Source organism: Ruminiclostridium hungatei, from assembly GCF_002051585.1.
Taxonomy (GTDB): Bacteria; Bacillota; Clostridia; order Acetivibrionales; family DSM-1351; genus Ruminiclostridium; species Ruminiclostridium hungatei.
This window is the reverse complement of sequence record NZ_MZGX01000053.1, coordinates 1-3,071: the sequence shown is the minus strand read 5'-3', so window position 1 is coordinate 3,071 and position 3,071 is coordinate 1. Positions and strand designations below refer to the sequence as shown.

Below are 3,071 nucleotides of genomic sequence, written 5' to 3'. Positions count from 1 at the left end.
AGATTTATTAAATCAATAACCGCATTAGCATAGTCTAAGTAGTCGCCATCCTCTTTTAATTTTATACTTTCAATTCCCATATAACCATAACCCTTTTTTAGCGGTAAACCCAAACTAATATATTTACCCTCTATGTCATTCCAGCCTAATGTAATATACTTTTTCCCTAGAGAAGCATTTTTAAAACCTTTTATACCATAGTATTTTTCTTCAAATGTTTTCTTTGATTCATATGGAGTATGTATATCCCACTCTTCTATACCCTCCTGAATCTTTGACGCAAGCTCCTCACGTGTACAAGGAGAATTAAGTTCTATAGGATAATATGCTGGATAATAAATATAGTTTTCTCCATCCTCAAAAAGCTTATCTGTTTTGCTTACCAGAAATATAACAATATTCCCAGAATTGTCTGCTAACATTACGATTTCCCTAAAATTATTTAGATTTGTTATAATGCACACCCTTCTTCCTTTATTTAATAATGATTTTTAATACTAAATCAACACCATTATCCTTTGCATAATCAACCATTTGTTCAAATACTTTTGCTTGTCACGCTGTCATCTCTACAGCAGGTATAGCTATCTCTAATGTTTTACTGGTTCCTTCCATAACTTTATATTCAATTTTTTCATATGGAGTATTTCCTATGTTTTATATTCAAAACAGTCCACCAGAGCCTTTTAAACTCTAGCAGACTGCTGTTTGTTATTCTTACGGCTTATAAATTCCGGCATCTGAAAATATCGGTTCTTCATCTTTCACATTAATAATCTTCAGAGAGTATACCCCAACATTTTCAGGATGTTTATCGTTTTTTGTGTATTCTAATATGGAAAATAAGTATTGCTCTTGATCGGTATATACATCATACCGAAATCTAGATTTTATTATTTTCTGACCATAATCACCTGTTTCATCAATAGAACCTCCTATACTCTCCCAAGATTTGATATCTCCTTCGATAAGAGAGAATACATAATCTATCCTTTCATCAAGGTCTTTTGCTTCCTTCAAAGCTTGTTCAGAGAACGTCCCTTTCATACTGTCTTTATCCTTGTTTTTTATGGATTCAATTATTTGTTCCAAACGAGCATCAGCTTTTTCATCTTCATTATACTTGTTAAGCATATCTGTTCTTGATCCTCCTAATAATGAGCATGAACTCAGTAATATTATATTTACTATAAGAGCCAGAACAATAATTTTTTTACTCATCATAGTCCCTCCTTTTTAAAATTTAAATTTAGCAATGTTATTTTTATCATCAAACACCCATCTCTTTTCCTCAGGGTCTAATGACTTTTTAAAATCATTGTACATGGTGCTATTATTGAAAGTTACAGAGTAAGAAGCTGTAAGGCTACTGGCTTGTAAATTTTTATACGCTGGATTAAAGCCTGTTATCCACCATTGCTTATCGCTTGGCGCATAACTTATGATTGTATTTCCTTTATCGTCCTTTAAATTCAGCGTCATTATCATAGCAAGACTTTTATCAACAGCCCATTGGGGAGTGTCATAACCTGCCACTGTCATTCTCTTGTATATTCCTAACTCCGCTCCCGCTCCTAAGTTAATGTAATCGCCTTTCCAAGCCCATAACCTATAATCTTGTCCACCACTTCTAAATTGGGATATTGCTGGCAACATACTTGTTCCTATGTCGAAAAAGAAATCATATGAAGCGTTATACCCAAATTTAGCTTGCCAACAATCAAAGTTTGCATGATAGACACCTTTCGAGTCTTTATTCATATTCAGAAAAACCTCACCTGCAGAAGCAGTGTCTATTTTCAATATGTTACTTGCAACCCAGTCTGCTCCATGTATCGTTGCGCTCGTTACTGCGCTGGCACCATCATAAAATTTGCCCCCAATCCATTTTAACCCATCTCCTACCTCTTTCCAGAAATGGCCGTTTGGGTCATAGTATATAATTGGGTTATTATTTACGTAAGTATAAAGATTTAACGACAGCGGGTCACTATCCTTACCCCAATAACTATCCTCTGAAATAAAACGTCCTATTTCCGGGTTATAATACCGCGCCCTCAAATAGATAGTCCCGGTTTCCTTATCGAAATATTCTCCACAGTACCTGAACAGGTTTGTATCGTTAGGGTCTATGTTCTTTTCATTTCCAAAGGCATCATAATCATACACTTTTATGCTGCTTCCTGTTGTACCGGTAAGCTGCGCTGTATCTCCATGACCATTATACAGGAAATATCTTCTATTTGCACCTTCTCCTGAGTATATAAGATTTATTCCCCGTATGTATTTGTTTGTTACATTTCCTGCGCCGTCGGTTTCCAGCACCATCTGGTCACCGTCCCATATGTGGTTTGTAGTCATGCCGTTTACTGTCTTTGAGGCTCTCAGCCCATCCCAATTGTAGGTATAGCTGTATGTATTGCTTCCTTCGGTTACTTTTATCAGTTGGTTCAAAGCATTGTATTCATTTATTGTAATGCTATTCTCAGTATTTACTGTATTGTTGCTTTTGCTTTCACCTGTGCCCGGTACTTGGGCTTCAAGGCTCAGTGTCTGCTCTGTGGTTGTCTCCGGTAAAGCTACATCCACAGAAGCTGTTTCTATAGAGACTGTTCCTGCCGCCGTTATCTCCTCTGCTGCTCCGGTTGTTGATATATCAACTTCTGCCGTTTGCCCCTGTGTAGCCGGTGAAATTGTTTCGGTGTACTTGCCAATTGTATTTCCGTTGTCGTCATAGCTGTAATGGGTTGTCTCTGAGGACTGTCCAGCATTCTTTGTCTCTTCCGTAAGCCTGTTGTTTCCATCATAGACATAGGCTGTAGACGAAGTAGCTCCATAAGTTAGCATGGAACTGCTTTTTTAGACATGTTATATCTCTTTGATTTATTATTTGTTTTTTTCTTTTCCTACTCCAAAATAAATGCGAGTATATGAGCATAAAATAGAGTATAATGTTACTATTCCAGATATAGGAATAAGTATAATCCAAATAAATGGCATAAAGAAAATAAAAATAATATTTATAGCACTAAGGATACAAATAATTATCAATAAACCTATACTCATATAAT

Annotated in this window: 3 protein-coding genes; all 3 read right to left on the bottom strand. The window is 35.9% G+C overall.

Annotation, left to right across the window (positions count from 1 at the left end; all coding sequences use genetic code 11):
• Nucleotides 1–422, bottom strand: a 422-nt coding sequence (locus CLHUN_RS21355) for a hypothetical protein (RefSeq protein WP_133051132.1), incomplete at its 3' end; no start/stop codon positions are given.
• Between the two features lie 295 nt (nt 423–717).
• Entirely contained in the window at nt 718–1,224 is a 507-nt protein-coding gene (locus CLHUN_RS21350; protein ID WP_117387098.1) for a DUF5104 domain-containing protein, read from the bottom strand.
• A gap of 12 nt (nt 1,225–1,236) precedes the next feature.
• Nucleotides 1,237–2,847 carry an RHS repeat-associated core domain-containing protein gene (locus tag CLHUN_RS21345; RefSeq protein ID WP_080066703.1) on the bottom strand — a complete coding sequence of 537 codons (1,611 nt, stop codon included), beginning with the start codon at nt 2,845–2,847 and terminating at the stop codon, nt 1,237–1,239.
• Between the last annotated feature and the right edge of the window lie 224 nt (nt 2,848–3,071).